Below are 21,802 nucleotides of genomic sequence, written 5' to 3'. Positions count from 1 at the left end.
TCATGCCGGATGGGCTCAATGTTCGGCGCAGTCTTTCGGATTCGGTTTTCGACCGTATCCAGAAGGCCATCAAATCAGGCGCATATCGCGTCGACGAGCGCCTGCCGACCGAGCATGCGCTGGCGGCGGAGTTTCAGGTCTCTCGTCCTGTCGTGCGCGATGCCTTGCAGCGCCTGCGCGATCAAGGGATGATCTATTCGCGGCGTGGCGCCGGCAGCTTCGTGCGTGAACAGGGCCTGCGCGAGCCCTTGGGTTTTGGCCATATGGAGAACCTTTCCGATCTCCAGCACTGCTATGATTTCCGCCTGACCATCGAGCCTGAAGCCGCAGCCATGGCCGCAACGCGCCGTTCACCCGAAGCGCTGGAAAAAATCAGGACGGCCCTCAGTCTTTTGCGCGACGCGACCAATCGTCAGGCTCACCGCGCCGATGCCGATTTCATGTTTCACCTGAGTATCGCTCAGGCCTCGACCAATCCCTATTTCGCGACCGCGATGCAGGCGCTGGAAGATCACATCGCCGTCGGCATGCGCCTCCACGGCCTGTCCCTGCGCTCGACCGCCGATGGCTTGCAACATGTCTTTGTCGAACATACCGCGATTTTCGAAGCCATCCGTGATGGCGATGCCAGCACCGCTCGCGCGCTGATGACAACTCACCTCTCCGGCTCGCGCGACCGCCTTTTCGCACCAAGCCTGAAGACAGAGCGTCAAATCTGAGCGCAATGCGCCGAGAGTCAGCTCACTTCGCCATTCTTTCCTGCATCGTCCCGGAGAGAGCTGGCCGGTGGCCTGGGCGACTTTTTCGCCGGTAAATCAGCCTGTTCCATTTCCCCTCGCGCGAGGGAGGCAAGCAGTGCCTTGGTTCCTAGATCACTTCCATGGCCCTCGCCGGCCACCATGACTGTACGTCCGCCGTGGGTTGCGGCATCGCGCAAGGCTTCGAGGCGGTTGATCTCCATCATGAAGGCCATCGCGTCGGAATCGGTCAGCGTCGTATCGGCGCGAAACGCCGCCAATGCCCTGGCGTTGCCCTCGGCGATGATGCTGCGGCTCTCGGCGATGCCGCCGGCGGTGATCGTCATGGCCGCCGCCGAAGCTTCGGCGCTCTTGGTCCGCTTGATCTTTTCGGCCTCGCCGTCATTCTGCGCCGCCTCGAGCCTTCTCTGCGATGCAAGCACCTCATTGAACGCTGAAATCATTTCCTCGGTCGGCCTCGGATCGTCGATCAGGACCGCCCTGATTTCATAGCCATAGCCATTCATCGCTTCATCGAGCGATTCTCGCACGGTGCGGGTGAACTCGTCCCGGTCGGTGTAAAGCTGGTCGAAGGTTTTCGTCGCAGCAACGGCGCGAGCCTCCGTTGCCACATAGGATTCGATCTGTTCTTCGGGATTGTGCAATTCATAAAAGGCAGCCTTAACCGCGCGTGGGATCACACGATATTGCAGGCTGATCGGCATGGTCACAAAGGCATTGTCTTTCGACTTGACGCCCAGTTGCAGCGCGATCTGCTTGGTCTGGAGCGAAAACGGCCTACGCGCCACCTGAAGAGGCCAAGGCAGTTTGAGCGACAGGCCGGCTGAGCGATACCCGCTGTAGCGCCCGAACATCTCCAGCACCCTGACGTGCTGCTGGGGGGTGATGACGAAAATGCTCTTGAGCCAGAACAGGCCGACAATAAGGGCGATCAACAGGCCGATATTATTGGCGACGGGCATCACGGGAATGGGGATTCCCAGGAGTTCATACATATACTTCATTCTCTCTTGGCGTCGTCCGAGGTGCTACATCGTAACAATTTTTGCGGCGCTCGCATCCCTTCGACTTGGCCACGGATCTTTCCTTTGCCCTGATTTTCCTGATATTTTCCCCAAGATCAAGCGGTTCGGGGTCATGATTTGACGAGGATGGTGCGGGCGCGCGCGACAATGGGCGCATCGACCATGCGGCCGTCGACCGTAAAAGCGCCGGCCTCGTTCGTCTCCGCAGCGGCGAGAACGCGACGGGCCCAATCGATCTCTTCCGGCGTGGGCGAGAAGACGGCGTTGAGGATCGGCACGGCTGAGGGGTGGATACAGCTCGCGCCATCAAAGCCGTGACGGCGGGCTTCCTGGGCGGCGGTCTCGATGCCGGCGATATCGGCATAATCAGCTATGCATCGGAAGAGCCCCAATGACAGCTTGCCAAATGCCTTGGCGGCATAATGGACCATGAGCTTGGGCATACGCAGGGTATCGGGATCGGCACCCAGCGCGGTGGCCATATCCTCGCCTCCGACCGAAAGCCCTCGCACCGAGGGATGGCCCGCAATGGCAGCGGCATCGAGAAGGGCTGCAGGGTCTTCGATAAGTGCGAATAAAGCCGTGCCGGGCGCATCGGCGGCAATCGAGTCTATGCGTGCGCGGTTGGCTTTCGAAACATAAAGCCCGTCCGCCCCCGCTCGCGCAGCCGCATCGACATCCTGGCGCGACGTCTCCGGATCGGCATTGATGCGGACCAGGACCTGCGCGCCGCCCTGCCCTGCCGATTGGACCGTGTCCGCAAGCGCCTGGCGCGCGCCATCGCGCCGCTCGGGGCGGACTGAATCCTCGAGATCGATGATGATGGCGTCGGCCCCGCGCTCATGCGCCCTGGCGATGAAGCGCTCATTGTCGCCGGGGACGTAGAGAAGCGAACGCAGTTTCATCACGAAATATCCAGCGCCGCCGAGATAAGAGAGGGGTCCAATCCGATTTCGGCCAGTATCGCTTCGCCATCGGCTCCCAATTCCGGTGCCGGCCGGAAGAACCCTCCTGGGGTTTGAGAAAGTCGCGGGACGATGTTGTGCATGGGGAGCGAACCGAAATCGGCATCCTCGACGTCGACAAAGACCTCGCGTTCGCGGAAATGGGCGTCCTCATAGGCTTCGGCGATGGAATAGATCGGTCCGACAGTGGCGCCGGCCTCGCGCATGATCGACAGCGCCTCCGCGCTGGGGCGGGCGGCAAACCAGCCGCCGATGGCCGCATCGACAAGATCGCGATGCCGGATACGGTCCGAATTGGTCCTGAAACGCGGGTCGTTGATCATGTCCGGGCGGCCTATGATGGTGAAGATGCGTTCGGCCACGGCCTGGGTGGACCCGGAAAGGGCCAGATATTTCCCGTCGGCGCAGACATAGACATTGCGCGGGCACGAGGTGTTGGAGGCCGAACCGATGCGTTCCTTGACGATGCCGGTCTTGGCAAAGATCGCCGCTTCCGGCCCGAGGACGGAAAAGATCGGCTCGAGAAGGGAGAGGTCGATGACCTGGCCGTTGGCTGCACCCTTTTCGCGGGCCAAAAGCGCCGTGGTCACCGCCGACGCGCCGTAAAGACCGGCGATCATGTCGGCGAGGGCCAACGGGGGCAGTATCGGTTCGCGGTCCGGAAAACCGGTGCGATAGGCATAGCCGCTCATGGCTTCGACGATGGTGCCGAAGCCGGGCAGATGGGCGTAAGGCCCGGTCTGGCCGAAACCGGAAACGCGCAGGACAATGAGATTGGGATTGCGCGCGTGCAGAACCTTAGGAGCGAGGCCCATCTTTTCGAGCGTACCGGGGCGGTAGTTTTCGATAAGCACATCGGCAGTCTCGATGAGCGACCACAGCGCCTCCATGGCGGAGGGACGACGAAGATCGAGAGCGATGGAGCGCTTGTTGCGGCCATAGACCTTCCAGAAAAACGGCGACCCGCCATCCGTCCAGGCGCGCAGGGGATCACCGGCAGGGGGTTCGACCTTGATCACCTCGGCGCCGAAATCGCCCAGTTGCAGCGAGGTCATATTGCCGGCGACCAGGCGCGAAAGATCGAGGACGCGAACCCCCGAAAGAGGACCCTGCGCTTGGGTATCGAAGCTCCGGGCCATCAGCGCAGCCTCTGGCCGGTCGCCTTGTCGAACAGCAGCGCCTTGCCGGTTTCCGGCGCGATGATAACCACATCTCCGGGCGAAAAGACCGCCCGGTTGTGGACGACCACGGAAAGTTCGGTCTGGCCGACGCGGACAACGAGATCCTGGCTGTCACCGGTGGGCTCGACCAGGACGACTTCAGCGCGGAGGCCGGTTTCGGCGAGAGCAAAGTGCTGGGGGCGGATGCCATAGGTGACGGCGGAACCCTTTTCGAGCTTCGCGGGAACGGCGATGGGCATCTTCGTCCCGTCGGCCAGTTCAACTTCCCTGGCGTCGGGTCCGAGGACCCTTGCCTCGAGCAGGTTGATTTCGGGCGATCCGATGAAGCCAGCGACGAACGTGTTGGCCGGGTCCTGATAGACCTCGAGCGGAGTGCCCAATTGGGCGATCCGGCCCTCGTTGAGCACCACGATGCGGTCGGCCAGCGTCATGGCCTCGGTCTGGTCGTGGGTGACGTAGATCATCGTCCGGCCCAGGCGCTGATGCAGCTTCTTGATCTCGGAACGCATCTTGACGCGCAGCTTGGCGTCCAGATTGGAGAGCGGCTCGTCAAACAGAAATGCCGTGGGGTTGCGCACTATGGCGCGGCCCATGGCGACGCGTTGGCGCTGGCCGCCGGAAAGATTGCGCGGCAGGCGGTCCAGAAGATTTTCGAGCCCGAGGATTTCGGCGGCCTCGCGCACGCGGGCCTCGATCTCGGCCTTGGGTTGGCCGGCGAGCTTTAAGGCAAAGCTCATATTGTCGGCCACCTTCATATGAGGATAGAGCGCATAGGACTGGAACACCATGGCGAGATCGCGCTGCTTGGCGGGCATGGTGTTGACCACCTTGTCCCCAATCTCGATCTCGCCCGAGGAGATGTCCTCAAGGCCCGCGATCATGCGCAGAAGCGTAGATTTCCCGCAGCCCGAGGGGCCGACCAACACTACGAATTCGCCCTCGGCGATATCGATGGAGATATCATTGAGCACGGGTACCGAGCCATAGCGCTTGGAAACGTTTCTGAGCGTGATCTGGGACATGAGTCCGTCCTTTGTTGGCCGATTAGTGCTCGACGATTTCAAAAGAGCCGATGGCGAAGCGGCCGGGTCCCCCGAGACGCGGACCGGCCTGGCCATAGGCAAAGCGGTCGTCTCTGGTTTCGAGCAGCCGCCGGCCATCCACCGATACGGCGATGGCAGTGCCTTTGACTTCGACTTCGAGACGGTAGGCGCGGCCGAGTTCAGTTTCGAAATCGGTTTCAGCAAGGATCGTCTTGCCGAAATCCTCTCGAATGATCCTGAGCTTGCCGTGCTCGAACCCGGCGGCGTAAAAGCGCGAGGTGCCCTGCGCGCGGAAGCTCACGAGGTGCGAAGCACCCGAAAGCGGGGTGATCTCGGCAGCGACGGTGGCGTCTCTGGTATAGAGATGGCCGGTCCACATATCCGCATCGGTATCGGTCAGGCAGGTGATGGCATCGCCTTCCTTCTTCCAATAGCCACGGTTCCAGGTGAAGCGGGTGATCGATTCCCACTCCTCGACTTCCTTTTTGGGATCGATGCGTGTCACGCCCTTGCCGGCGACCCGGAAATTGGCAAGGTAGAGCTTGCCCAGGAATTTCATGCGGCCGAAATATTCGATGTCGATGCCGATTTCGTCGATCGCCTCGTTGTCGGCCTCGGGGACGTTGAATTCGATATGGGTCCACCCGCCAGCCTGAGGCGTTTCATAGGCGCCCGTCTCGATGATCGACTTGCTCATCGTGGCGCGGACGTATGGGGCGACGCGCAGATGACCGTCCCCTTCCCAAGGCTCCATGAAAATGTCGAAGGAGACCGTCTGGCCGCTGGCGACCAGCGGAGAGAACATGGGACGGTACCGCTCGTCATCGAAATCGGAGCGGCGATAGAAGGGCTTCCAGAACACCTTGCCCGAATGACCGCGCTCGAACCGGTCGACGAGGATTTCAAGAGCTCCCTGCCCGCTTCCATTGTCCTTGTCGGCCCATTTGAGCTCGAGCTGGTTGGTGCCCGAGAATTTGAAGCCATGGGTCGAGCCGGGCAGCGAGAAATCGAAATGGACGCCGCGCTCGGTCATTGCCTCGGCCCACCCTTCGGGCACGTCCTTGCCGTCGAGCTGGAGAGCGAGGGTCGCGAGCTCGCGCGCGAAAGTGGGAACATCGACGATGTTGAGCGCACCGGTGACCCCCGAGGTGACGATCATGTCATTGATGGGCTTGCGGTATTTGTCCCAGGAGGGCTGTACACCCTCGAACGTGCCGATGATGGCGCCGGCATTGCCCGCGTTGCAGTCGGTGTCCCAGCCGCACATTGTGGCGATCTCGACGGTGCGGCAAAGATCGCCCTGGCCATAGATCATGGCGAGCGCCAGGACGCCGGCGTTGGGGATGATGTGACAGACACCGGGATAGCGGTCATAGCCCCAGTCGCGGGTCAGGAGATCGCGGCAGGCGCGCCAGTCTGACGGGTTTTCCCTATGCTGTGCGAGCACGGCGTTGACCACGGCGGCATAGGTTGAATCGGGCGCAATGACCGAAAGGCCGGCCTCAAAGAGTTCTTCCACCGATTTGGCGGTGAAGGCGGCTGCGATCATGGCGGCGCAGAACCGGGCGCCATTGAGCCCTTCCCCGTCATGGGCAACCGAAGCGGCTGTCGCCGACATCTCGGCGGCGCGTTGTGGGTTGCCCGGGTTCACCCAGCCCCAGCTATCGATGAAGATCTGACCGCCGATCTGTTCGGCGATTGCAGCACCGTTCTGGGCGATTGAGCCCGAACGGGGCGCCTCGATGCCGGCGCGCAGGTTGAGATAGGCGGTGTGCTCGGTCGAGCGGCCATAGCCGCCCCACCAGTACATGCCATGGCCTTCTGCGGCGTAATTGAGCCAGGTCTTTGCGACCTCCTGGGGCGTGGGACGAAGCTGGTAGTCGCGCATGGCGCGGATGAAATAGACTGGACCGTTGGTATCGTCATCGGCGGCGAAGGTCTTGAAATCGCGCACATAGCCTGTGATCTCGCCATAGGTGTCGCGGATACGCTCATAGGACCAGATGGTGGGCTCGACCGGTGCGCCGACGCGCACGCCGATGGCCTTGCCCAGAAAGCCCGAATAGATGCGATGGACGAGATCGGAATTGGAAAGCATTTAAGGTCCCGTAGGTCAGAATTTGTCTCAGTTGGCCGCGGCGCGGGCAACGGGGGCATCGATAAAATGGGCGCGCTGCGCCGCAATCGCTTCGGCACGCTGCCGGTCCGCCGCAAGGATGGCGCGGGCAGTAGAGGCAAAGCGGGTGGCCTCGGCGGCCAGATCGAGGCGGTTGATCTGGTCGATCTGAGAGGCTTCCGCCGCGTCGATCACCGCTTCTCCGTGCATGGCGCCAAGGATCGCACCGGCCATGACGCCGATGGAATCGGTATCGCGCCCCGAATTGATGCCGTCTTCGATGGCCGGGCGGAATTCGCCCCCGGCGACGATGGCAAAGCCGAGCGCGAGCGGAAGTTCCTCGATCGAGAGGAAGCGCGAAGGCTGGTAGTTGGGTGTCGCCTTGCCGGCCTTGGCGGCAGTGTGGTCGAGATCGTCGCCCAAGGGAGAGAAGGGCAAGATCTTTTCATGAAAGGTCGAAACCACTTCGTCTCGGTCGGCGCCGGTGTCGCGCAGGATTTTCGCGGCTTCGGCGATCTCGCCGATGGCCGAGCGCGTCCCGTCCCTGGCAAGGCTATAGGCGGTTCCCACAATGGTATCGATATCGGTGCCGGGTATGAAAGCGGCGGCGATGGCGGCGGCGAGGACGCCGGCGGCTTCAAGCCCATAGCTCTGCTGATGACCCGAAGCGAAGGCGATGGCCTCGTCATAGGCGCCCTGCGGATCGCAAGCGTTCACGACCCCGATGGGGGCGATGTACATGGCGGCGCCGCAATTGACCATGTTGCCGATGCCACCCTGGCGCGGATCGCAGGCGGAAAGCTGGTGGCGCTGGAATATCCATTTTTCAGGATAGAACAGGCGTTCGAGCAGCGCAGTTTCGCGCTGAAGTTCGGGGACGTAGCGCTTGACCCAGGCGATCTGGCGCACGAAGCCGTCGGCCATGTCCCAGGCATCGATGTGGCGTCCCACATCATTATAGACGGCCATCAGCGAGAGCGTCATCAACGTGTCGTCGGTAACGATGCCGTTGCCCCGGATGCGGCCATTGCCCGCCGCCGGGTCGCGGCTGGTGCGGTGCCACTGATTGTCGAGCGTTGTCACACGTCCGTACATGGCCTTGATTTCGGCCGGTGTGAGCTTTTCTACGGGCGCCCCGATAGCGTCGCCGAAAGCGACGCCATGGAGCAGCCCGCGGACCCGCCCGTCAAAGGACGGACCCGCGTTCTGCATGAGTGTCATTGAAGCACGGTCCTTGCGTATTCGGTCATGGACTGGCCGCCGGCTGCGTTCCATTCGGCGACGAAACTATCCCACTGGTCCATGCTCGCTTCACCGGAAACGAAACGATAGACCCACTGACGATAGACGTTCTCGGTGGCATCGAGGCTGGCGGCGTATTCAGCCGGCCAGACGAAACCATTGTCGGGAACAAAATATTGAGAGCTCACATCGAGCGATTGGAGCGCCGCCTCGGACTGCCAGACGACCGGAGGCGTCCAGTTGGACGTGACCATGAAACGCGCATACCAGGTGGAGATGGCGTCGGTGACCTCATAGTCGTCGCCGTTGCGGGTATATTCCTCGCCCTCGAAACCGAGCCGTTCGAACATCTGCCCTTCGGGGCTCGCCAGGAAATCGAGGACCGCGAAGGCTTCCTCCTTATGCTCGGAGAGCGAGGAGATGGCAAAGCCACGGCTTTCCTTGGAAACGTCGGCGGCGGCGATGCCCTGGCCGGCAGGCCCGGCGGGCGGCGGGAGCAGGACCAGCTCGGCATCAGGCTCGAGCTGGCGGACTTTGCCGCCATAGATGTCGATCACCTCAGGGGAAGACCCGAAAATCACGCCGGCGCGCCCGGTATAGAACTTGTCTTCCTTGATATCCCAGCGGGTGGTTATGTATTCGGGATCATAAAGCCCCTGCTCACGCAGCGAGGCGTAGAAGGCGATCTTGTCGCGTTCGGCATCGGAAACGCGTGAATGGATCCATTCTCCATCAGCGTTCTGCATCCAGGTTCCGGTGACGCCGAAAGCCTGGTTGAAGATCGAATCGAGCTCATTGGTGTTGTCGGCGGTGGTGACGCCAAAGGTGTCGTCCTGACCGTTGCCGTCGAAATCACCGTCACGGATGGCGGTAAACAACTCGACGTAATCCTCGACCGTCTCGGGCATGCCCACCCCGCTGCGCTCCAGCCAATCCCTGCGGATCACCGGCTGGGGGTTGCGGAGGGGATAGACGTAGAGAAGGTACGGATAGTTCTCGAGCCGTTCGATATTGTGCGGCCAGAGCGCGTCCGAGATGAATTCGGAATTTTCCACATAGGGGCGCAAATCCTCCAGCACGCCCTGATTGGCCATTTCGGCGTCACCGCCCTGAAAATAGATGAGATCGGGGATATCGCCCGACAGCATCATGACGTTGAGCGCTTCGGCATAGCCCGAGCCCGGCAGGTCGACGATCTGGATATCGACCTCGGTTCCCCGTTCGGCCAGCGCCGCTTCGATGCGCTCGATATGGGCGACGTCCTGGGGATTGGCGGTGAGCAAATCCTTGGACGCCAGACGAATGGTCACCGGCTGGGCCATCGCGGGGATCGCGAGGGTCGCGGCCAACGCCACGGCCGAGGTGGCCAGAAGCAGTTTTCTTGCAAGCATGTAGGTCTCCTCCGGTATGTCTTGCATGGGTTATCCTTTCACCGCGCCCGTCATGGTGCCTTTGGTGAAGAATTTGAGGATCAGGGGATAGATCGCCAGGATCGGCAGGATCGTGAGGATGATCATCCCCGCGTTGAGCGCGCGGATCGAAATCTGGCCGGCACCGGTAAAATTGGCCATGGCTTGCGCACCGACCATCGAGACGCGGTCTCCGCTGATCACGAACTGGCGCAGCACCACCTGCAACGGCCATTTGGTCTGGTCGGTCAGGTAGATCATGGAGCGGAAGAATTCATTCCAGTGAAAGACCAGATAAAAGAGCGCGATGGTCGCCAGCGCCGGCTTGGCCAGCGGCAGGACGACGTACCAAAGCACCTGGAAAGCATTGGCTCCATCGAGTTCGGCCGCTTCGAGCAGTTCTTTCGGGATTTCCTCAAAGAAGCGGATGAGGATGATCAGATACCAAGCGTTGACGGCCTTGTAGAGGATCACCGACCAGTAGGTATCGAGCAGGCCCAGGCGGCGATTGACGAAGTAATCGGGGATGATGCCGGGATCGAAGACGATGGTCAGCAGCACGGCGACGAACAGGAAACGTCGGCCCGGCAAATTGGGGCGCGAGAGCGCCCAGGCCATGAGCGCGGTAAAGACCAGATTGATGAGCGTGCCAACCGTGGTGATGAAGATGGAATTGAGCAGCCCGCGCATGACGTGCGGATGATTGAGCAGCAGCGTCCAGACGTCGAGGCTCAACCCTTGGGGAAAGATTTCCAGCCCCGTCATCCCCGGCACCTGGGCGGGATCGGAGAGCGAGACGGCAAGCAGGTTGAGGATGGGCTGAACGGTTATCACCACCATCAGCAGCAGCGCCGAAAGGATGATCGCGTATTCGAGACGCTCGAGTGGCGTCCGGCGCGAATTGAGACCGAGCATCACCACACTCCCTTTCCGGTCAGGCGCTTGGAGAGCAGATGCGCAGCGACGATCAGGATCATGCCCAGCACAGCCTTGAACAGGCCGGCGGCGGTGGCCAGTGAATATTGACCGGTCTGAAGGCCTATGCGGTACACATAGGTGTCGAGGATATCGATCCTGGAGAGCACCGCGTCGTTGGAGAGATTGATGACCTGATTGAGGTCGGCCGACAGAAACATGCCCGCATTGAGGATGAACAGGGTGACGATGGTGGGCACGATGCCGGGGATCGTCACGTACCAGATCTTCTGCCAGCGATTGGCGCCGTCGATCTCGGCGGCATCGTAGAGCTGGGGATCGATGGCGATGATGGCGGCGAGATAGAGCAGACTGTCCCAGCCCGCCGAGCGCCAGATTTCCGAGAACACCAGCACCCAGCGGATGGCGCCGGCGTCGGTCATGTAGGAACGCGGCGCGATGCCGAACAGGCCGGCGATATGGTTGATGACGCCACCAGAGGGAGAAAGCGCCGCGATGGTTACCCCGGCGATCACCACCCAGGAAAGAAAGTGGGGCAGATAGATCGCCGATTGCACGAATTTGCGCAGCGAGCCCGATCGTACCTCGTTGAGCAGGAGAGCCACGACGATCGGCACGGGGAAAACGAAGATCATCTTCATGCCCGAGATGATCAGCGTGTTGAAAAAGACCTGCCAGAAGACCGGAGAATTGAACAGGGTCTGGAAATGCAGCCAGCCCACCCAGACGTTGGGCGGAATGATGCGCACCTGCTCGAAGGCGATCTTGGCCTCCCAGATGGGCAGGTAATGGAAGATGACGAAGAATATGATGCCAGGCGCCAGCATCAGGTAATAGGGCCACCAGATTCGCAGCTTGAGGCCGATGGAAGAGAAGTAAGACGAGCGTGCCGATTTGGGAACGTTCCCAATATTGGATACAGTCGATGCGAGCTGTTTCTCGTCAAGACTCATGGCTAGTTCCTCCCTGCCGCCAGCACTTGCGGCGCGGCATCGCCGAGGTTCTGGGCCAGCGACCCGCGAACCAGAAGACCGCATTCCAACAGGACGCGGCGATGCTCGAGTTTGCCCTCGATGGTCTCGGTCAGAAGCTTCATGCCTTCAAGACCGATTGCCCGTGCGGGCTTTTCTATGGTGGTGAGTCCCGGATCGGAAAAGGCTCCTGCCGGAATGCCGTCGAAGCCCAGGATCGAAACATCCTCGGGACAGCGCAGCCCGGCCTCGCGCGTGGCCAGCAAAGCCCCCAGTGCCATTAGATCATTGGCGGCAAAGACGCAGCGCGCGGCATCCCGGTCGCGCTCGAGGAGCCTGCGCATCGCGGCGTGTCCGGATTCCACCGTATAGCCCCCCTCCTCTATCGAGAGCGTAGCCGGGTCGATATCGTGGGCGATGCAGTAATCATGAACCACTCGCATGAAGCGCACACGCGCGAGACGATTTCGGGTGCCCACCAGGAGCGAGGGCCGGTAATGTCCAAGACTTGCGAGATGATCGAGGCCAAGCACCACGCCCTGGGCAATATCGCTGCCCACGCTCGAAAGCTCTGGAAACCGCTCGGCGCTCGACCCGATAAGAACCACCGGCAAGCCGGAACGTCCAAGGCCATCGACATTGTCAGCGACGGGATTGACGATGGCGCCATCGACGCGGGCCTGACGCAGTGCGCGCAGATGGCTCGCTTCGCGGGCCGCGTCCCAATCGGAAGAAAAGACGAGAAGAGACGCACCGGACCGCGCTGCTTCGTCCTGAGCTCCGCGAGCAACCTCAGCCCAGAAGGGATTGGCGATATCGGGAATGACCAGGCCGATCATCCCGGTGCGACCGGCGCGCAAGGAACGGGCGAGATGGTTGCGCTCATAGCCCAGTGCACGCACGGCATCCAGCACGCGCTTGCGCGTCGATTCGCCGATATTAGGCGAATCCGACAGCGCGCGAGCCACAGTGCTTTTGGAAACACCGGCGACTTCAGCAATATCAATGATGGTGGGCTGCCTCTTGCGCGAGGGCCCCATCACCAATCTGCAGCACGCATCGCGCACCCTCTCCCTTCCTCATCATGGGAACGTTACCAAAATTTCTTGATAGCCGTCAATCTGCTCGGAGCCAAGGCGGATGCATTGCTCGCGAAGACCTGTTCGCTATCCCTCTTCGGGGAAGCGGTCGGCGGCAAAAAGCCCTCAAGCCGCCATGATTAGCCAAGGCAACACCGAGCGGAAACATTCAGAAATATGTATGAAATGGCGCGCCCGAAAGGATTCGAACCTCTGACCCCCAGATTCGTAGTCTGGTGCTCTATCCAGCTGAGCTACGGGCGCGCGGTGCCGGTGCGGTAAACGCGTTCGAGGGCGTTGCCCCGATCGGCAGGCGCAACGCTTATACAAGGTTGGCGGCCATTGCAAGGGCGGCCGATGCAAGTTTTCGACGAAATCGTCACTATCGCCGTTCGCCCGGCAAAAGTGGGAGATCGATGGCAAACACCGTCCCCTCCTCGCCCTTGACAAGCTCTATAGTGCCGCCATTGGCTTCGACCAGTTCGCGCGCGATGGCGAGCCCCAGCCCGGTGCCGCCGGCCTTGGCCGAGCCCTCGAACGCTACGAACAGGTTTTCTCGCGCGCGGGGCGGAAGACCCGGGCCGTTGTCGGCAACCAGCAATCTTACGCGATCATCCTGGTGCAGCGCCGAAAAGCCGATCTCGGGCTGGGAAACGCTCGTGCCCGATGCTTCGAGCGCTTCACGCGCATTCTTGAACAGATTGACCAGAACCCTCGCCAGTTGGTCAGGATCGACCGAGATCACAACGTCGTCGGGAACCTTGTTGTCGAAAATGATGCGCGGGTGCCCGGTTGCCCCCGCCGATAGCGCCGCCTCGAAACCGATCGCGCGCAGATCGACCGGCTGAGGCCGGGGCGGGCTGGATTGCTGGCGGCCGTAGTCGAGCACGGTCTGGGCGAAAGCTATGGCCTTGTCGAGCGTATTGACCAGGCGCGGCGCCAGCCGTTGGACCTGGGGATCGTCGAGATTGGCCACCTGGTCGGACAAAAGCTGGGCCGATGTCAGCATGTTGCGCAAATCGTGATTGATCTTGGAAACGGCCAATCCCAGGTCGGCAAGGTGCCGGCGCTGATGGAGCATGGCGAAAAGCTCGGCCTGGGTATCGGCCAGGGCGCGCTCGAGAATCCCGATCTCATCGCGGCGGGTTTCGTCGGGAACGATCATCAGCGTGCCGTTTTCCGGGTTCTCGCGAAAGGCGAGCATGGCGTTGGTCAGCCGCTTGATGGGCCCGATCAGCAGGCTTTCGGTAAGAATATAAATGACGAAGGCGGTGACGCCTGCGATGACGATCGAAACCAGAACGATATTGCCCGTATAGGTCAAAAGATCGGCCCGAAGCGGACTTTCGGGCATCAGCACTTCGACCACGGCATCGCTGGCGCCGGGAGGGTGCCCCACAATGCGCAAGGTTCGCTGGCCGCCGAACGCCAGCGTATCGAGCACCGCGCCGACCGACCGCAAGGGGTTGGTGTCACGCAGATCGGCCAGATGGGTCTGTTCGGGCATGGTGATCGCATCGAGCACGATCAAATCGGTCTGCCCCTCCCGGCGATAGACGATGGCGATGGCTCCCGCCGATTGCAGCAGGGGATCGGTGATCTCGACGGGCAGATCCATGACGTCGGGTACGGCATCGAACACCCTGATCGCCACGCCGCCCACGCGCAACCTGTCCTCGAGCCAGCCCACGCGGTAATTGGCGAGCGAGGGGAGGAACACCGCGACTTCCACAAGGAGAATGACCAGCGCGATCGCCGTGATCAGCTTGACGGAGAGGCCGGCCAGGGGGCCTGGTACCTTGGCGATGGTCCGTGTCATGACCTTAAGAGTACAGCCCGATTTTTCCTATGGCAACAAACGCTTAAGCGCGGCGCGCCAACCGGCGGACCCCGCCTTGCCGCGTGTGCGGCTATATTGGGCGGCAGCCAGCGCGATCATCTGGGAGAAAGAGGCGTGCGGCACGACCAGCCGGTCTATTTCGTCGAGCCCCAGTCGCTGGGCGATGGCGAGCGCTAAAACCATGATCAGATCCTGGGCGTTCGGGCCCACGATTCCCGCGCCCGCAATCGCCCCGTTCGGCGCGACGATCAGCTTGAGGTGACCATGCGGCTCTGCATTGGCGTGGGCGGCGTCGGTCTGGGAAAAGCCGGCCCGCACCACTTCGAATTTCGTTCCATATTGCGCCCTTACCTGCGGCTCGGTCAGCCCCACCCAGGCGATGGGCGGGCGGGTGTGAACGAGGTGGGGCACCAGCGCGGCGCGGGCGGTTCGCCCGCCCAGCATGGCATCGACCGCCCGATGGGCGCTGTGGCGCGCCGCATGGGCGCCGCTGTGGCCGGCGGCGTCGCCCACCACCAATATGCGCGGATTGCTGGTGCGCCCGAAGCGGCGCAGCACCGGCGCGCCCCCATCGAGGCGGATTTTGGCGGCCTCCAGCCCCAGTTTTTCGAAATCTGGCCGGCGGCCCGTGGCGAACAGCAGATGGGTGCCGGTCAGCCGATCCTCGTCGGGCCCGGCCTTGATATCGACGGCGATCTCGTCATCGGTGCCCGATACGGAAACGACGCCGGTATGCTCGCGCACGTCCAGCCCCTCGGCCACCAGCCGGCGCAGCACGGCCTGGGCCATTTCGGGGTCCTGATCGCCCAGCGGTTCGAGCATTTCGACGATCGTCACCCGGCAACCGAGCCGCAGATGGGATTGGGCCAGCGCCAGTCCCGTCGCCCCCGCGCCCACGACGATCAGATGGCCGGGGCGCCGGGTCACCTCGAAGATGGTTTCCGGCGTGAAATAGGGCACGGCTTCCAGCCCCGGAATGGCGGGAATCACCGGACGCGATCCCGTGGCGATGAGGAAATGACCGGCGCGGATGGCGCGGCCATCCACCTCGAGCGCCGAAGGGCCGATGAAACGCGCCCGACCGCGCACGATCTCAATCCCCTGCGCGGCGAGATGCTCGGCCGAAACCTTGGGGCTCGCCTCGTCAATGGCGGTGCGCAGCCTTGCGTTGATGCGGGTAAAATTGATGCGCGGTTCGTCCGCCCCAAGGCCCAGATCGCGCGCCGAACGGATCTGATGGGCCCGCTCGGCCGCCGCCGCCAGGGCCTGGGCCGGCAATGTGCCCCAATTGTGCGACACCCCGCCCAGCTCGCCCGCTTCGACAAGCACCACGCGCATGCCGTGCGCTGCGGCGCGCTCGGCGGCGGCAATTCCGGCCGGACCGCCTCCGATGATGCAAAGATCGGTCTTGTCGTCCTGCGCCACGCGCCTGCCCTTGATTTCGCCCGAATCCACGAGGATTTGTCATCCCGCTTTTAGCGTGCTCCAATGCGGCTGGCCAGCGGGCCGGAACTGACGCAATTGTGGGCGGCGCGCAATTGACTTGCCCCGACCTTTTCCCTATAAGCCGCCCAACCTTTGCCGATGGCCCGGGACCGATAGTCTCATGCCTTATCGTGCAAACATGAGTTTTAACGCATAGCCAAACCAGAGGATCGCGCGGGCGAGCGCGCGATAGACCATCAATGAAGCGTACTTTTCAGCCGAGCAATCTTGTGCGCGCCCGCCGTCACGGTTTCCGTGCCCGCATGGCGACCAAGAACGGCCGCAAGATCATCAATCGCCGTCGCGCGCTCGGGCGCAAGCGGCTCTCGGCCTAAGTCGGCGGATCGAGCCGACGTGCCGGGCACTCCGGCATCGCCGATGCGGCGCCTGAAAAAGCGGGCGCAGTTTCTGAAAGCCGCGCGGGGCAGGAAAATTGCCAGGCGCGGCTTTGTGTTGCAGGCGGCTGCCGTTGCCGATCCGGTGCCCGGTGTGGGATACACCGTCACCAAGAAGACCGGTAACGCTCCCGAACGCAACAGGATCAAGCGGCGCCTGCGCGAAGCGGTGCGCGCTGCCTCGGACCGGTTCGAACCCGGCCATGACTATGTGTTGATCGGACGGCGCGAAAGCCTCACCGAACCGTTCGACGCGCTGACGCGGGAGCTTGGAAAAGCTCTCGAGCGCGTCCATATACCTCAGGCGAAAGCGCCCAGCGGACATCCAAAGCCATGAACGAAAACAATCGCAACATGATCCTGGCCGTCGTCCTGAGCATGCTCGTGCTCTTTGGATGGCAGTTCTTCATCGCCGGCCCGCAGCTCGAGCAGGCCCAGCGCCAGGCCGAGCTGACCTCCACCCAGCAGACCGAGCAACAGGCCGGCGACCTGGCGGCTCCCGCCGCCGACGGGACCATCCCCACGGCGGCCGGCGACAGCACGGTGTTTGCGAACCGCGACGAGGCGCTGGCATCGACCGATCGCGTGGCGATCGAAACCGGCTCGCTTTCCGGATCGATTTCCCTGACGGGCGCGCGCATCGACGATCTGCACCTCACCCGCTACAACGAGACGCCCGATCCCGACAGCCCTACAATCACGCTCCTCTCCCCGGTCGGCTCGCCCCAGCCCTATTATCTCGAGCAGGGCTGGGTGGCAGCGGCTGGAACCAATGTAGCCGTTCCCGACGGGCAGACCGAATGGACGCTGGAAAGCGGGGAAACCCTCACCGCCGACACTCCGGTGACGCTCACCTGGGATAATGGCCAAGGCCTCACCTTCCGCCGCACGATCGGGGTCGATGAGAACTACATGTTCACCGTCGATCAGAGCGTCGAAAACGCCGGCACCGCCGATGTAACGCTCTTCCCCTATTCGCGCGTCGCGCGCCTCTACACCCCGCAGACTCAGAATTTCTTCATCCTGCACGAAGGCCCGATCGGGGTTCTGGGCGACGCCAATCTGGTCGAGCGCTCCTATTCGGACCTGGAAGGCGAGCAGCAGATCGATTTCGCGAGCACCGGCGGCTGGCTGGGCTTTACCGACAAATATTGGGCCACCGCGATCATCCCCCCGCAGGACGAGGCCATCAACGCCCGTTTCTACCACGGTACGGGATCGCCCAGCGGCAATGACTACCGCGCCAATTTCGTTTCCCAGCAGGCCGTTTCCGTCCCGGCCGGCGGCAGCGCCAGCCACCAGAGCCTCGCCTTTGCCGGCGCCAAGGTGGAATCGATCATCGACAGCTATGAGCGCGGCTACGGCATCGACCGGTTCGAATTGATCATCGACTGGGGCTGGTTCCACTTCATCACCAAGCCGATGTTCTACCTCATCCGGCTGCTCTATGAATTCCTTGGCAATTTCGGGCTCGCGATCCTCGCGGTCACCGTGATCATCAAGGCGATCTTCTTCCCCCTGGCCAACAAGAGCTACGCCTCGATGGCCAACATGCGGCGGGTCCAGCCCAAGATGAAGGAGATCCAGGAAAAGCATAAGGACGATCGCGCTGCCCAGCAGCAGGCGATGATGGAGCTCTACAAGACCGAAAAGATCAATCCGGTGGCCGGGTGCTGGCCGATCCTCATCCAGATTCCGGTGTTCTTTTCGCTCTACAAGGTGCTGTTCGTCACCATCGAAATGCGGCACGCGCCGTTCTTCGGCTGGATTCAGGACCTGGCCGCGCCCGATCCCACGACGATTTTCAACCTGTTCGGTCTTCTGCCGTTCGATCCATCCACCGTTCCGGTCATCGGCTCGTTCCTGATGCTGGGCGTCTGGCCGCTCATCATGGGCATCACCATGTGGGTGCAGATGCGATTGAACCCGGCGCCGGCCGATCCCACCCAGGCGATCATCTTCAACTGGATGCCGGTGATCTTCACCTTCATGCTGGCCACGTTCCCCGCCGGTCTGGTGATCTACTGGGCCTGGAACAACTTCCTCTCCATCGTCCAGCAATGGGTGATCATGAAGCGGCACGGGGTCGAGGTGGACCTTTTGGGCAACATCCGCAATTCCTTCAAGCGCAAGCCCAAGGCCGCCGAATAAGGGTTTTGCAAGGGCCGGGAAACCGGCCCTTTCTTTTTGAGTGACGCCGATGGACGATTTTTCAGAAACCACCCGCCTGCTGTTCGCCCGCCCCTGGGTCTTCCTCAAGGGCTGCGTGCGCGTTTCCGACCTGCCGGCCGACGATCTTGTCGAGGTCGCCTTCGCGGGCCGCTCGAACGTGGGGAAATCCTCGCTGATCAACGCGCTGGTCGGCCAATCGAGCTTGGCGCGGACCTCCAACACCCCCGGACGCACGCAGGAGCTCAACCTTTTTTCCCCCGAATCGGGCGGCATCCGGCTGGTCGATATGCCGGGCTATGGCTTTGCCAAGGCCCCCAAGCCCGCCGTGGAAAAATGGAACAAGCTCATCCACCAATTCCTGCGGGGACGTCCCAATCTGCGGCGCGTCTATGTGCTGGTGGACGCTCGTCACGGGCCCAAGGCCAATGACGCGACGGTCATGAACGAACTCGACAAGGCCGCCGTTTCCTATCAGGTGGTGCTCACCAAGGCCGACAAGCTCACCGAAAAGCCGCTGGAAGCGGTGATCGAGGCCACGACCAAGTTCATAGCCAAACGCCCCGCCGCCCATCCCGAGCTCATCGTCACCTCGAGCGAAAAGGGCCAGGGCATCGACGCCCTGCGCACCGAGATCGCCCGCGTGCGCGAGGGATACTAGCGCTCCCCGTTTCACCTCGTCGTCCTCGGGCGCGACCCGGGGACCCGCAAGGCTTCCACAGCTTCAGAAGAAGTGTATCCCCAACCCTTCCCGCACCGCCGGTAGCGTTGCGGATTGTCGGGTCACGTTCCCGCCGATCACGCCTAGAACCGCCCCTCCCCTTCGCGATCACGCTCATAGTGCTTCAACGGGAAGTCCGGCAGCCAGCTTTCGCGGCGGACGGTCCAAAGCTCGTAAGTGGGCATCAACTGATCCGGCGCGTCCAAGGCCCCAAGGCTCACCTCGATTTCATCGCCCGAGCGCGCAAAAACCGATGAGCCGCAGCGCGGGCAGAAATTCCGTCCCTCATACTGATGCGTCTCCCCTTCGATCTCCACGGCATCTTCGGGAAACATCGCCAAAGCGGTAAAAAGCGCGCCATGATGCTTGCGGCAATCGAGGCAATGACAAAGCCCCACGCGATAGGGGCGCCCGGTCGCCACGATCCTCACCGCGCCACACAGGCACCCGCCCGTAAACCGCTCCATGCCGCACCTCCTCTGCTTAGAGCATTTTCGCTTTTCTGCGAATCGCTCAATTGCTCTAAGTCTTTGTTTCGTCGCGCTTCCGAACCGCAAAAGTGGTATCCACTTTTGCTGGAAACGCTCTAAGCGGTCAAAAACTGCCTAATCGCCCGCGCAAGGATAGCACTGTCGGAGGCGGTTTTCATCGAGGCATGCGCCGCCTCGATCGTATCGGCGGGCGCCTTGCCGCGCCGCAGCTCGATCAGAGCGCTCGCATAATCGTCCTCGAATTCGGGATGCGGCTGGAACGTCAGGATCGTCCCGGTGTCATAGAGCAGACCCGCATTGGGTGCGAACGCGGAACGCAATACCACCCGCGCGCCCTGAGGTGGTTCAACCACCTGATCCTGATGCGAACAGGCGATCGAAAGGCTGGTCGCATCGGGCATGAAATGCGGACGCGCGGCGATCACCTCATAGGTGTGCCGCCCCAGCCCCCACCCCTTTTCCGATTTGCGCACATCACCGCCCAGCGCATCCGCGATGATCTGGTGCCCGAAGCAGATGCCGATCATCCTGGTCCGCGCCTCATGAGCGCGGCGGATGAAGGCGCGCAGCGGTTCCATCCAGGGCAAATCGTCATAGACACCGGCCGGCGAACCGGTGATCAGAACGGCCTCCAGTCCCGTTGGATCGGGCAGCGGCGCGCCGGCGAGCAGGGGCAGGGGCAGGGAATCGGGCTTGATGCCGGCGCCGTGGCGCGCGAACATTGCGTTGAACATGTCGGGATAGGATTTGAACCGACTGCGCAGCGGTTCCGGCACATGGCCGGTTTCGATAATCGTAAGCTTCATTGTAGGACCGTCGCGGGAAGGAACCCGATCCAATCCCAGTGCACGGGGAACGTCAAGGCGGTGCGATATGTCAGCAATTGAAGTGGCAACTATCGGATTTACCAAATCGAGCGCCCGCTCGTTCTTCGAGCGCCTGGCCGGCGCGGGGGTCAAAAACGTCATCGACGTGCGCCTTCACAACACCTCCCAGCTCGCCGGTTTCGCCAAATCGGACGATCTGGCCTATTTCCTCAAGGCCATCGACGGCATCGGCTATCGGTACGAGCCCCTTCTGGCGCCAACCGAGCCCATCATGGCCGGTTTCCGCAAGAAGGACGACGATTGGCCGCTCTATCGCGACCAGTTCATGGGATTGATGGCAGAACGAAAGATCGAAAACGCCCTGGCCCCGGACCAGCTCGAGGGCGCGTGCCTGCTCTGCTCGGAGCACGAGCCCCATCACTGCCACCGCAGCCTCGTCATCGAATATCTCAACGGACGCTGGGGCGAAAAGCTCGTTGCCCGGCACCTCTAGGACCGATCGACATTCAGTCGAACATGACGCAAATGGCCTTGCAGCCGCTTTGCCCACACCCACCTCCTGTCACCCCGGGATTTATTCCCAGGGTCCAGCAGAAGCATGAGCCAAGGCCACTTAGTGTCGATCCGGCCTGGGGCCGGTCAGGCGGCGACGAAGGCCAGCGCCACGCCATTGATGCAATGACGCTTGCCGGTGGGTTCGGGACCATCGTCGAAGATATGGCCCAGATGCCCGCCGCAATTGGCGCAATGGCATTCGGTGCGCGTCATCATCAGCGTGGTATCGGTCGAAGTGCCGACCGCGTCGGGCATGGCTTCCCAAAAGCTCGGCCATCCCGTGTGGCTGTCATATTTGACCTCGGACGAATAAAGCGGCTCGTCGCACCCGGCACAGTGATAGGTGCCCGCCTCGTAGAATTTATCGAGCGGGGACGAGAACGCATATTCGGTGCCGTGCTCGCGCAGGACGTAATAGGCCTCGTCGGAAAGCCGCTCGCGCCATTCGTCATCGGTCAATTTAAAGGGAAATTCGCCAAGGTCGGCCGGTTGAGCCGGTCCGAAACCCAAAATGGCGGTGCCGGCCAACGCCGAGCCGGCGAGAAGAAATTGGCGACGATCAAGCATTCGCAAAACTCCTATAGGCCCCATTAT

At 62.1% G+C, this 21,802-nt stretch carries 21 protein-coding genes and 1 tRNA gene; 6 read left to right on the top strand and 16 right to left on the bottom strand.

Translation table 11 applies throughout. From position 1 onward, the window contains the following. The first annotated feature begins 2 nt into the window (after nucleotides 1–2). Nucleotides 3–719, top strand: a complete 717-nt coding sequence (locus V4T21_RS14830) for a FadR/GntR family transcriptional regulator (protein ID WP_332718188.1) — start codon at nucleotides 3–5, stop codon at nucleotides 717–719. Between the two features lie 17 nt (nucleotides 720–736). Here the strand turns inward: V4T21_RS14830 and V4T21_RS14825 are convergent, their stop codons facing one another. The 13 genes from V4T21_RS14825 to V4T21_RS14765 form a co-directional block, all read right to left on the bottom strand. Next, nucleotides 737–1,762: an SPFH domain-containing protein gene (locus tag V4T21_RS14825; RefSeq protein ID WP_332718183.1), complete on the bottom strand. Its 1,026-nt coding sequence runs from the start codon at nucleotides 1,760–1,762 to the stop codon at nucleotides 737–739. Between the two features lie 131 nt (nucleotides 1,763–1,893). Then, on the bottom strand, nucleotides 1,894–2,688 hold the full coding sequence (locus tag V4T21_RS14820; protein ID WP_332718181.1) for an HpcH/HpaI aldolase/citrate lyase family protein: 795 nt from the start codon (nucleotides 2,686–2,688) through the stop codon (nucleotides 1,894–1,896). After that, nucleotides 2,688–3,887 carry a CaiB/BaiF CoA transferase family protein gene (locus V4T21_RS14815; protein WP_332718179.1) on the bottom strand — a complete coding sequence of 400 codons (1,200 nt, stop codon included), beginning with the start codon at nucleotides 3,885–3,887 and terminating at the stop codon, nucleotides 2,688–2,690. Before V4T21_RS14815 ends, V4T21_RS14820 begins: the two co-directional genes overlap by 1 nt. After that, nucleotides 3,887–4,951 (bottom strand): ABC transporter ATP-binding protein, encoded by a 1,065-nt coding sequence (locus tag V4T21_RS14810; RefSeq protein ID WP_332718177.1) that lies wholly within the window; start codon nucleotides 4,949–4,951, stop codon nucleotides 3,887–3,889. Before V4T21_RS14810 ends, V4T21_RS14815 begins: the two co-directional genes overlap by 1 nt. A gap of 22 nt (nucleotides 4,952–4,973) precedes the next feature. Beyond that, nucleotides 4,974–7,070: an ADP-ribosylglycohydrolase family protein gene (locus V4T21_RS14805; protein ID WP_332718176.1), complete on the bottom strand. Its 2,097-nt coding sequence runs from the start codon at nucleotides 7,068–7,070 to the stop codon at nucleotides 4,974–4,976. 27 nt (nucleotides 7,071–7,097) lie between these two features. After that, on the bottom strand, nucleotides 7,098–8,309 hold the full coding sequence (locus tag V4T21_RS14800; protein ID WP_332718174.1) for an ADP-ribosylglycohydrolase family protein: 1,212 nt from the start codon (nucleotides 8,307–8,309) through the stop codon (nucleotides 7,098–7,100). Beyond that, nucleotides 8,306–9,721, bottom strand: a complete 1,416-nt coding sequence (locus V4T21_RS14795) for an extracellular solute-binding protein (RefSeq protein WP_332718172.1) — start codon at nucleotides 9,719–9,721, stop codon at nucleotides 8,306–8,308. Before V4T21_RS14795 ends, V4T21_RS14800 begins: the two co-directional genes overlap by 4 nt. Before the next feature lie 30 nt (nucleotides 9,722–9,751). Beyond that, nucleotides 9,752–10,654 carry a carbohydrate ABC transporter permease gene (locus tag V4T21_RS14790; protein WP_332718170.1) on the bottom strand — a complete coding sequence of 301 codons (903 nt, stop codon included), beginning with the start codon at nucleotides 10,652–10,654 and terminating at the stop codon, nucleotides 9,752–9,754. Next, a complete protein-coding gene (locus tag V4T21_RS14785; protein ID WP_332718168.1) occupies nucleotides 10,654–11,628 on the bottom strand; it encodes an ABC transporter permease in 975 nt (324 codons plus the stop codon). The genes V4T21_RS14790 and V4T21_RS14785 overlap by 1 nt, the downstream gene beginning before the upstream one ends. A gap of 2 nt (nucleotides 11,629–11,630) precedes the next feature. Continuing rightward, nucleotides 11,631–12,686 (bottom strand): LacI family DNA-binding transcriptional regulator, encoded by a 1,056-nt coding sequence (locus V4T21_RS14780; protein ID WP_332718166.1) that lies wholly within the window; start codon nucleotides 12,684–12,686, stop codon nucleotides 11,631–11,633. A 226-nt stretch (nucleotides 12,687–12,912) separates the two neighbouring features. Continuing rightward, nucleotides 12,913–12,989: transfer RNA gene (locus V4T21_RS14775), tRNA-Arg, on the bottom strand. A gap of 118 nt (nucleotides 12,990–13,107) precedes the next feature. Continuing rightward, nucleotides 13,108–14,544, bottom strand: coding sequence for a sensor histidine kinase (locus tag V4T21_RS14770; protein ID WP_332718164.1), 1,437 nt, complete (start codon nucleotides 14,542–14,544; stop codon nucleotides 13,108–13,110). A gap of 27 nt (nucleotides 14,545–14,571) precedes the next feature. Beyond that, complete coding sequence (locus V4T21_RS14765) at nucleotides 14,572–16,020, bottom strand: dihydrolipoyl dehydrogenase family protein (RefSeq protein ID WP_332718162.1); 1,449 nt, start codon at nucleotides 16,018–16,020, stop codon at nucleotides 14,572–14,574. 230 nt (nucleotides 16,021–16,250) lie between these two features. Here V4T21_RS14765 and rpmH point away from each other — a divergent pair, with 230 nt between their 5' ends. The 4 genes from rpmH to yihA are packed head-to-tail and all read left to right on the top strand — an operon-like array spanning nucleotide 16,251 to nucleotide 19,275. Continuing rightward, entirely contained in the window at nucleotides 16,251–16,385 is a 135-nt protein-coding gene (gene rpmH, locus V4T21_RS14760; RefSeq protein WP_309162820.1) for a 50S ribosomal protein L34, read from the top strand. A 43-nt stretch (nucleotides 16,386–16,428) separates the two neighbouring features. Further along, nucleotides 16,429–16,782, top strand: coding sequence for a ribonuclease P protein component (gene rnpA, locus V4T21_RS14755; protein ID WP_332718156.1), 354 nt, complete (start codon nucleotides 16,429–16,431; stop codon nucleotides 16,780–16,782). Beyond that, entirely contained in the window at nucleotides 16,779–18,596 is a 1,818-nt protein-coding gene (gene yidC / locus V4T21_RS14750) for a membrane protein insertase YidC (RefSeq protein WP_332718154.1), read from the top strand. The genes rnpA and yidC overlap by 4 nt, the downstream gene beginning before the upstream one ends. A gap of 49 nt (nucleotides 18,597–18,645) precedes the next feature. Beyond that, nucleotides 18,646–19,275: a ribosome biogenesis GTP-binding protein YihA/YsxC gene (gene yihA, locus V4T21_RS14745; protein WP_332718152.1), complete on the top strand. Its 630-nt coding sequence runs from the start codon at nucleotides 18,646–18,648 to the stop codon at nucleotides 19,273–19,275. A 143-nt stretch (nucleotides 19,276–19,418) separates the two neighbouring features. Here yihA and V4T21_RS14740 read toward each other — a convergent pair whose 3' ends face one another. Together V4T21_RS14740 and V4T21_RS14735 are read right to left on the bottom strand one after the other, a co-directional pair. After that, the gene (locus tag V4T21_RS14740) at nucleotides 19,419–19,802 is read right to left on the bottom strand and encodes a GFA family protein (RefSeq protein ID WP_332718150.1); all 384 of its coding nucleotides are present in this window, start codon (nucleotides 19,800–19,802) and stop codon (nucleotides 19,419–19,421) included. 119 nt (nucleotides 19,803–19,921) lie between these two features. Continuing rightward, on the bottom strand, nucleotides 19,922–20,632 hold the full coding sequence (locus V4T21_RS14735; protein WP_332718148.1) for a glutamine amidotransferase-related protein: 711 nt from the start codon (nucleotides 20,630–20,632) through the stop codon (nucleotides 19,922–19,924). Between the two features lie 67 nt (nucleotides 20,633–20,699). Here V4T21_RS14735 and V4T21_RS14730 point away from each other — a divergent pair, with 67 nt between their 5' ends. Then, nucleotides 20,700–21,146 carry a DUF488 domain-containing protein gene (locus V4T21_RS14730; RefSeq protein WP_332718145.1) on the top strand — a complete coding sequence of 149 codons (447 nt, stop codon included), beginning with the start codon at nucleotides 20,700–20,702 and terminating at the stop codon, nucleotides 21,144–21,146. A 146-nt stretch (nucleotides 21,147–21,292) separates the two neighbouring features. Here the strand turns inward: V4T21_RS14730 and msrB are convergent, their stop codons facing one another. Next, the gene (msrB, locus tag V4T21_RS14725) at nucleotides 21,293–21,775 is read right to left on the bottom strand and encodes a peptide-methionine (R)-S-oxide reductase MsrB (RefSeq protein WP_332718143.1); all 483 of its coding nucleotides are present in this window, start codon (nucleotides 21,773–21,775) and stop codon (nucleotides 21,293–21,295) included. Between the last annotated feature and the right edge of the window lie 27 nt (nucleotides 21,776–21,802).

Origin of the sequence: Pelagibacterium mangrovi (assembly GCF_036662815.1) — a bacterium.
Lineage (GTDB): Bacteria > Pseudomonadota > Alphaproteobacteria > Rhizobiales > Devosiaceae > Pelagibacterium > Pelagibacterium mangrovi.
Note: the sequence above shows the minus strand (reverse complement) of the source record. Positions and strands in the feature narration are given on the sequence as shown.

Excerpts from the sequence above, each read along its gene's own strand:
- V4T21_RS14795 (WP_332718172.1), bottom strand. The coding sequence starts at position 9,721 with ATGCTTGCAAGAAAACTGCTTCTGGCCACCTCGGCCGTGGCGTTGGCC.
- V4T21_RS14825 (WP_332718183.1), bottom strand. The coding sequence starts at position 1,762 with ATGAAGTATATGTATGAACTCCTGGGAATCCCCATTCCCGTGATGCCC.
- V4T21_RS14730 (WP_332718145.1), top strand. The coding sequence starts at position 20,700 with ATGTCAGCAATTGAAGTGGCAACTATCGGATTTACCAAATCGAGCGCC.
- V4T21_RS14810 (WP_332718177.1), bottom strand. The coding sequence starts at position 4,951 with ATGTCCCAGATCACGCTCAGAAACGTTTCCAAGCGCTATGGCTCGGTA.
- msrB (WP_332718143.1), bottom strand. The coding sequence starts at position 21,775 with ATGCTTGATCGTCGCCAATTTCTTCTCGCCGGCTCGGCGTTGGCCGGC.
- rpmH (WP_309162820.1), top strand. The coding sequence starts at position 16,251 with ATGAAGCGTACTTTTCAGCCGAGCAATCTTGTGCGCGCCCGCCGTCAC.
- yihA (WP_332718152.1), top strand. The coding sequence starts at position 18,646 with ATGGACGATTTTTCAGAAACCACCCGCCTGCTGTTCGCCCGCCCCTGG.
- V4T21_RS14805 (WP_332718176.1), bottom strand. The coding sequence starts at position 7,070 with ATGCTTTCCAATTCCGATCTCGTCCATCGCATCTATTCGGGCTTTCTG.
- V4T21_RS14780 (WP_332718166.1), bottom strand. The coding sequence starts at position 12,686 with ATGGGGCCCTCGCGCAAGAGGCAGCCCACCATCATTGATATTGCTGAA.
- V4T21_RS14820 (WP_332718181.1), bottom strand. The coding sequence starts at position 2,688 with ATGAAACTGCGTTCGCTTCTCTACGTCCCCGGCGACAATGAGCGCTTC.
- V4T21_RS14785 (WP_332718168.1), bottom strand. The coding sequence starts at position 11,628 with ATGAGTCTTGACGAGAAACAGCTCGCATCGACTGTATCCAATATTGGG.
- V4T21_RS14790 (WP_332718170.1), bottom strand. The coding sequence starts at position 10,654 with ATGCTCGGTCTCAATTCGCGCCGGACGCCACTCGAGCGTCTCGAATAC.
- V4T21_RS14770 (WP_332718164.1), bottom strand. The coding sequence starts at position 14,544 with ATGACACGGACCATCGCCAAGGTACCAGGCCCCCTGGCCGGCCTCTCC.
- V4T21_RS14740 (WP_332718150.1), bottom strand. The coding sequence starts at position 19,802 with ATGGAGCGGTTTACGGGCGGGTGCCTGTGTGGCGCGGTGAGGATCGTG.
- V4T21_RS14830 (WP_332718188.1), top strand. The coding sequence starts at position 3 with ATGCCGGATGGGCTCAATGTTCGGCGCAGTCTTTCGGATTCGGTTTTC.
- V4T21_RS14815 (WP_332718179.1), bottom strand. The coding sequence starts at position 3,887 with ATGGCCCGGAGCTTCGATACCCAAGCGCAGGGTCCTCTTTCGGGGGTT.
- rnpA (WP_332718156.1), top strand. The coding sequence starts at position 16,429 with ATGCGGCGCCTGAAAAAGCGGGCGCAGTTTCTGAAAGCCGCGCGGGGC.
- yidC (WP_332718154.1), top strand. The coding sequence starts at position 16,779 with ATGAACGAAAACAATCGCAACATGATCCTGGCCGTCGTCCTGAGCATG.
- V4T21_RS14800 (WP_332718174.1), bottom strand. The coding sequence starts at position 8,309 with ATGACACTCATGCAGAACGCGGGTCCGTCCTTTGACGGGCGGGTCCGC.
- V4T21_RS14735 (WP_332718148.1), bottom strand. The coding sequence starts at position 20,632 with ATGAAGCTTACGATTATCGAAACCGGCCATGTGCCGGAACCGCTGCGC.